The following is a 6822-nucleotide window of genomic DNA, read 5'->3' on the forward strand; positions in this document are numbered from 1 at the left end:
GGGGCGCTCGTCGTCGGTGACCTCGGCGAGGCGCGCCGGCTTGCCGTCGCGGAGCAGCGGCAAGATGCGCTCCAGAAGCGCCAGCGTCTCTTTCGCCTCCTTGTCCTGGCCGCGAATCTTTTTCTCGAGGATCGGGATCCGGCGCTCGAGGCTATCCAAATCGGCGAGCATCAGCTCGGTTTCGATGGTTTCGGCGTCGGCAAGAGGATCGACCTTGCCGTCCACGTGGACCACGTCCGGGTCCTCGAAGCAGCGCAGCACGTAGGCGATGGCGTCCACCTCGCGGATATGAGCGAGGAACTGGTTGCCGAGCCCTTCTCCCTTGGAGGCGCCGCGCACTAGGCCGGCGATGTCCACGAAGGTCAGCCGTGTGGGGATGGTCTGCGCCGACTTGGCGATCCCGGCAAGCTTGTCGAGACGCGGATCGGGCACCGGCACGTCGCCGACATTGGGCTCGATGGTGCAGAACGGATAGTTGGCGGCTTGGGCCGCGGCGCTCTGCGTCAGCGCGTTGAACAGGGTGGACTTGCCCACATTAGGCAGCCCGACGATGCCGCATTTGAATCCCATCTACTCTCTTGTCCTCACGAGTCGAACCAGCGGCGCAGCTTGGCGGCAAGCGCTCCCTCTTGGACCTGCTTTTCTTCCTTCGCGGGCGCCGGTGCCGGCGGCTTGTCTTGCGTCTTCGCCGGCTTGGCCTTCTTCGTCTCAGGCTCTTCGCCTTGCATCAGATACGCCACCTGGGTCTGGAACTTGTCGTTGGCGCCGTCGGCGAGATGCGGCGCTGCTTCGGCCATCGCGCCGAGAAGCCCCTCCAGCCAGTCGGAGTCCGCCTTGGCAAAGTCGTGCAACACGTAGCCCACCACGCGCTCGCGGTGGCCGGGATGGCCGATGCCGATGCGCACGCGCATATAGTCGTTGCCGAGATGCGCACTCAGAGATTTGAGTCCGTTATGGCCGGCCACGCCGCCGCCGGTCTTCACGCGGACCTTGCCGGGCGCCAGATCCAGTTCGTCGTGGAAGACGATTACATCCTTTTCGTCGAGCTTGTAGAAGCGCATGGCCTCGGCCGCCGAGCGCCCGGACTCGTTCATGTAGGTTTGCGGCTTCAGGAGAAGCACCTGCTCGCCGCCGAGGCGGCCTTCGGACACGAAGCCTGTGAAGCGCTTGCGCCAAGCGGGGAAGTCATGGGCATCGGCGATGGCGTCGAGCGCCATGAAGCCGACATTATGACGGTTGAAGGCGTATTGCGCCCCCGGATTGCCGAGGCCGACAAAGAGCTTCATCGCGTCATCCCGATCGGCGGCCGGACCCGGCCGCGAAGCCAAAGAAGAAGGCTACTCCTTCTTCTCCTCGTCCTTGTCTTCCTTGTCCTCGTCTTCGTCCGCAGCGCCCTCCGCAGTCTCGGCGCCCTCGGCCTCTTCCTCCGACTCCTCTGCCTTCTGGCCGACAATAGTGGCAATGGTGAAGTCGCGGTCGGTGATGGTCGGGACCACGCCCTCGGGCATCTTCACCGAGGAGATGTGGATCGAGTCGCCGATCTCAAGGCCGGTCAGATCGATCTCGAAGGACTCAGGGATGCTGTCGGCGGGGCAGCGCACAGGGATATCGTGGCGCACCACGTTGAGCACGCCGCCGCGCTTCAAGCCAGGGGAAGCGGCGTCGTTGTGGAAGTGCACCGGCACGTCCACCGTCACCTGCGCATCCTTGGCCAGCCGCATGAAATCAACGTGGAGGGGGAAATCGCGAACCGGATCGAGCTGCACGTCGCGGGGGATTACGCGGATCTTGGTGCCATCCATGTCGATCATGAAGATCGTGCTCTGAAAGTGACCGGTCTGGATCTGCTTGGAGATTTCCTTGGTCTCCAGAGCGATGTTCTGCGGCTCGTCCTTGCCGCCATAGATAATGCCGGGAACGCGCCCTTCGCGGCGGACCTCGCGGGCGCCGCCGGTGCCGGTGCGGCCCCGGGCCCACGCCTTGAGTTCGATCGCCTCAGCCATGTAATCCTCCAAACGTCTGAAATAATGAGGGGGCCGGAAGCCGGCCCCGCAAGAACGGGCGCGGCGCTGTCATTTAAGCCGCCGCGACGGAATTCGAGAGGCTTATAGCCTAAGGGCCCACGGGAAGACAATCGCCTACGAGGCTTCCGGTTGCGGTCTTAGCGCGCGGGCGCCGATCGCCTCCGGAGTAAGCGCGGGCGAGCCGTTTTGCGCCTTTTCCGCCTCCTTGACGAGATCCAGGACCCGTCGGTTCAGGGGGGCGGGTATGCCATGTCCGGTTGCCAACCGCACGATCTGGCCTTGGAGATGGTCGATCTCCGTCAGGCGGCCCATCCGCAGGTCATCCCACATGGACGAGCGGGCATTCTTATCGACGGCCAGCATGCCCCGCGCGGCGAGCCTGAACAGGGCGTCGGGGAGGCGCAGCGCGAAGGCCATGAGCCGGGGCGGCACCCCTTCGATCGGCGCAGGGCGGACGCCGGCCGCGCGCAGGACGGCGAGCCCCTCGCGCATCTGCCGCGACATCAGGAGACGCCAGCGGCGGTCGCGAAGTTGCTGATGTAGCGGCAGGTCAGACAGGGCATTGAGCGCATTGTTGAGGTTTACGAGGAGCTTGCCCCACAAGGCCGCCTCGATGTCGGGGTGCTCGGCCACGCGCGCTCCCTTTACGTTGAGCAGCTTGCGCAAGCCCTCGACGCCTGTCTGGATCCGGATCACGCCGCTCGTTGCCCGGTGGAAGCGCGGAGCTTCACCGCTTTCGCGGTTCTGCACCACGTTGAACGGCACCATGGCGGCGACGACACGGCGCTTCGACCCAAGGACGCGGCGCAGGACCAAGGCATTCTCCACGCCGTTCTGCAGGCTGACGACAATTGCGTCCTTGGCCGTATACGCCTTGATCAATTGAGCCATCGTCTCGGTGTCCCGCGACTTGACCGTGACCAGCACGATCTTCGCGCCGTGCAGCGCAGCCGAGGCGTCGGTGGTGGCGGTCAGGGTCGTAGGGGGCAGGATCGTGTCGCCTCCAGCGAGATCGGACACGCGAATGCCGTGACGCGCGATGGCCTCTGCCAGCGGCGCACGTGACAGGAGTGTGACTTTCCGCCCCGACGCGGCCAGGAGCGCGCCGACATAGCAGCCGACGCTGCCGGCGCCCGCGACGGTGATGGCGGTCTTGCGCGCGAATCTCATGGATGAGCCTTGGTGATGGGGTTAAGCATGATGAGATACAACCATGAAGAGGGCTTAATTTCCCGACAGGGTCGGTTTTGAGTTAGCTCAGGAGTAGATATAGCGGCTTTGGTCAGAGGCTGCGTCAAGTTTGCCGCCTCATTGAGTTTGCGATCCGCGCGGATCGGGGTAAGAGCGTAGGGTATGAACGAACGCTTCGACAGTGAACTCGCCGATACCATTGCCGAACGGGTTGGATCGATCGACGCACCGGAGTTGCGCGGTGGGGCCATGGTCAGGCCGCCGGCTTTGGCGCGGCATCCCGGTCATTTGAAGCGTGCGGCCAAGCGGCGGCTGCCGATCGCGATCTACGACTTTCTCGAAGGCGGTTCCAACGACGAGGTAACCCTCAAGCGAAACCGCGACGACTTCGCGGCGTTGCGGTTGCGGCAGCGGGTGTTCGATCATGTGGCCAGCCGCAACATGCACACGGTTCTGTTCGGACAGCGCGCGGCGATCCCGGTTGCCTTGGCGCCGATCGGCATGGGCGGCGTGTTCTACCCCCGCGCGGAAATTCATGCGGCGCGCGCCGCGGCTGCATACGGCGTGCCGTATTGTCTCAGCACACTGGCGAGTTGCTCCATCGAGGATGTGGCCGCCGCGGTCGAGACGCCGTTTCTGTTTCAGCTTTACATGATGAAGGACCGCGCGATCAACGCGGGGCTCCTCCAACGGGCCGAGCAGGCGAAATGTCCGGGGCTCGTCGTCAATGTCGACACTGCGGTGCAAGGACGGCGCAACCGCGATCTCGACAACGGGTTGGTCGTGCCTTTGAAAGTGCGGCCGCGCCACGTGGCGCGCATCGTACGAAAACCACGCTGGCTCTACGATTGGCTGCGCAACACGCCGACGCTCGGCAATCTCGCGCCTTATTCGCCCGACGGCACCGATCTGGCGACTGTGTCCGGTTGGGCCGAACCGCGCTTCAAGGGCTCGGTGACGCCCGACGATCTCGAATGGGTTCGTCATCACTGGCAGCGCAAGCTGATCGTGAAAGGCATCCTCGATCCGGAGGACGCCAAGCTCGCCGTCAGGCTCGGCGCCGATTGCGTCATCGTCTCCAATCACGGGGGCCGTCAGCTCGACGGCGCCAGCAGCACCATCGACATGCTGCCGCGGATTCGAGAGGCGGTCGGCGACGATGTCGAGGTGATTCTGGATAGCGGCGTCCGCTCCGGCTCCGACATCTTGAAGGCGCTGGGGCGTGGCGCGAATGGTTGCCTGGTGGGGCGCGCCTATGTCTACGGGCTCGCGGCTCATGGCGAGCAGGGTGTCACCGCCGCGCTTTCGCTGCTGGCGCAAGAGCTCGACGAGGCGATGACGCTGACGGGAACCGCCGACGTCAACGCCTTGCCGGAGAATCTGGTTTTCGCCGCTTAAGTCCGCCAGGGATGCTCGGGTAGCTCCGTCACGCCGAGAACCTTCACACCCGCCTCGGCCACGGCATGATCGTTCTCGACCACGCTGCCGCTGACGCCGATGGCGCCGACGAGCACGCCGTCCTCATCCACGATGGGAACGCCGCCGGGGAAGGTGATCAATCCATCATTGGAATGTTCGATGCCGTAAAGCGGCTTGCCGGGCTGTGACAGCTGGCCGAGTTGCCCTGTCGCCATGCCGAAGAAGCAGGACGTGGTGGCCTTCTTGATGGCGATATCGATGGAGCCGACCCAGGCGTCGTCCATGCGGATGAAGGCTTTCAGATTGGCGCCGGAGTCGACCACCGCGATACACATCTGGGTGTTCAACTCGAGGGCTTTTTTGCGCGCGGCGGCGATGGCCTTCTCGGCATGCTCCAATGTTACGTGCATGGGTACTCTCCTCGGTGGGTTGCAGTGCAGGTTATGGGGGTATCAACGCCCGGGGGCGCACTTGGTGCCGTCGAGCGCGGCACTTTCGACGCTAGTAAAAGAGGCTCGACACTGACTTCTCTTCCGCGGTGCGGGCGATCGCTTCGCCAAGTAGCGGGGCGATGGGCAGCACGCGGATATTGTGAGCCTTCAGGACGGAATCACTCGGCTGGATCGAGTCGGTAATAACCAGCTCCTTAAGCTGCGAGGCCATGATGCGCGCCACCGCGCCGCCGGAGAGCACACCGTGGGTGATGTAACCGGTGACCTTCTTGGCGCCTTTTTCGAGTAGCGCTTCGGCTGCGTTCACGAGAGTGCCGCCGGAGTCGACGATGTCGTCGACGAGAATGCAGCTATGGCCCGATACGTCGCCAATGACGTTCATCACCTCGGAGTCGCCGGGCCTCTCGCGGCGCTTGTCGACGATGGCGAGCGGCGCGTCGATGCGCTTGGCGAGGCCGCGCGCGCGGACCACGCCGCCCACGTCCGGCGAAACGACCATGACATTGTCCTCGGACATGACATCCTTGATGTCCGCGACCATGGCCGGCGCGGCGAAAAGGTTGTCGGTCGGGATGTCGAAGAAGCCTTGGATCTGCCCGGCATGCAGGTCGAGGGTCAGAACGCGGTCGGCGCCGGCGCGGACGATCATGTTGGCGACCAGCTTCGCCGAGATCGGCGTGCGGGGGCCTGGCTTACGATCCTGCCGGGCGTAGCCGAAATAGGGGAGCACTGCGGTGATGCGGCGGGCGGAGGCCCGCTTCAGGGCGTCGACCAGGATGAGCAGCTCCATCAGGTGATCGTTGGCCGGAGCGGAGGTCGACTGGATGACGAAGACGTCCTCGCCGCGAACGTTCTCCTGGACCTCGACGAAAATCTCCTTGTCCGCAAAGCGACGAACGATGCAGCGAGCAAGCGGACTGTCGAGATAGGCGGCGATCGCCTCGGCGAGGGGGCGGTTGCTGTTGCCTGCAACCAGTTTCATGCGACCGTTCCTTGAGACCCAGCCTACGCGAGGCGAGCCGGCCCGGCTCCCACGCCACGGCGCGCTTGTAACAAGCGTGTGGCACCCATGTAAACTTACTAAGCACTTACGAAGCGCCGCTTGTGGATGAGGGTTAGCTGGAGGTCAGCTGGACTTCGGCAGGAGCTTGACAATGCCGTCGGCCGCGGCACCGGCCGCTGCATCGGCGATGGCTCCCCAGGGGCCGTTCAGTGAGCCTTTGGGAATGGTGTTCTGCTGCGAGACTGTGCCCAGGCGCTTGCCATTGGGATCGAGCACGCGCCAGTCGATTTGGATCTTCTCCTTGCCGCCACCGGCATCGGTGAGCTTCACGATGCCCTTTACCGTGTAGACGTTGCCCGACGTCCCGTTCACGAGTTTCACGCCGTCCGCATAGAGCTTCTTCTTGAGGGCCGTGGCCAGCGACCTGCTGCCGTCGCCGGGGGCGCCTGACACGGGGGCCACGACCACGCCCGAAGGCTTAGGTGCGGGCGCCGGCTTCGCGACTGCGGCGGTGGTCGCGGCCGCCGGGGTGGTTGCGGCCGGCGCGGCTGCTACCGATGGCGAGCTCGCGCTGCGGCCGCCGGGCAGATCGGCGGCAAGCTGTGAGGTGGTGTTGTTGGCGATGCTCCGGATCACCTTGTCATCGACCCCCCGCCAGGGATTGCTGCTGGTCCCTCGTGAGGCGGTCTCCTCGCCGGAGACGCGGGTCACCCGGGTGCCCTCGGCGTCGGTC

At 64.8% G+C, this 6822-nt stretch carries 7 protein-coding genes and 1 pseudogene; 1 reads left to right on the top strand and 7 read right to left on the bottom strand.

The window, feature by feature from the left end:
* The 4 genes from ychF to ACSLE4_RS14575 form a co-directional block, all read right to left on the bottom strand.
* On the bottom strand, positions 1 to 570 hold a 570-nt coding region (gene ychF / locus ACSLE4_RS14560), incomplete at its 3' end, for a redox-regulated ATPase YchF (RefSeq protein WP_435905148.1).
* 14 nt (positions 571 to 584) lie between these two features.
* Positions 585 to 1286: an aminoacyl-tRNA hydrolase gene (pth, locus tag ACSLE4_RS14565; RefSeq protein WP_435905149.1), complete on the bottom strand. Its 702-nt coding sequence runs from the start codon at positions 1284 to 1286 to the stop codon at positions 585 to 587.
* Positions 1287 to 1337: 51 nt separating this feature from the next.
* Positions 1338 to 2003 (bottom strand): 50S ribosomal protein L25/general stress protein Ctc, encoded by a 666-nt coding sequence (locus tag ACSLE4_RS14570; protein WP_435905150.1) that lies wholly within the window; start codon positions 2001 to 2003, stop codon positions 1338 to 1340.
* Positions 2004 to 2138: 135 nt separating this feature from the next.
* Positions 2139 to 3194, bottom strand: coding sequence for a 2-dehydropantoate 2-reductase (locus ACSLE4_RS14575; protein WP_435905151.1), 1056 nt, complete (start codon positions 3192 to 3194; stop codon positions 2139 to 2141).
* A 183-nt stretch (positions 3195 to 3377) separates the two neighbouring features.
* Here ACSLE4_RS14575 and ACSLE4_RS14580 point away from each other — a divergent pair, with 183 nt between their 5' ends.
* Positions 3378 to 4613 carry an alpha-hydroxy acid oxidase gene (locus ACSLE4_RS14580; RefSeq protein WP_435905152.1) on the top strand — a complete coding sequence of 412 codons (1236 nt, stop codon included), beginning with the start codon at positions 3378 to 3380 and terminating at the stop codon, positions 4611 to 4613.
* On the opposite strand, the gene ACSLE4_RS14585 is transcribed toward ACSLE4_RS14580, so the two are convergent.
* The 3 genes and pseudogenes from ACSLE4_RS14585 to ACSLE4_RS14595 all read right to left on the bottom strand — a co-directional run.
* Positions 4610 to 5044, bottom strand: coding sequence for a GlcG/HbpS family heme-binding protein (locus ACSLE4_RS14585; protein WP_069623967.1), 435 nt, complete (start codon positions 5042 to 5044; stop codon positions 4610 to 4612). The two genes, ACSLE4_RS14580 and ACSLE4_RS14585, sit on opposite strands and share 4 nt — an antisense overlap.
* A gap of 91 nt (positions 5045 to 5135) precedes the next feature.
* Positions 5136 to 6068, bottom strand: coding sequence for a ribose-phosphate pyrophosphokinase (locus tag ACSLE4_RS14590; RefSeq protein WP_435905153.1), 933 nt, complete (start codon positions 6066 to 6068; stop codon positions 5136 to 5138).
* A 144-nt stretch (positions 6069 to 6212) separates the two neighbouring features.
* Positions 6213 to 6822: pseudogene (locus tag ACSLE4_RS14595) on the bottom strand (hypothetical protein); the annotation flags it as partial.

Origin of the sequence: Methyloceanibacter sp. (genome assembly GCF_051306395.1) — a bacterium.
In the GTDB taxonomy this organism is placed as follows: Bacteria; Pseudomonadota; Alphaproteobacteria; order Rhizobiales; family Methyloligellaceae; genus Methyloceanibacter.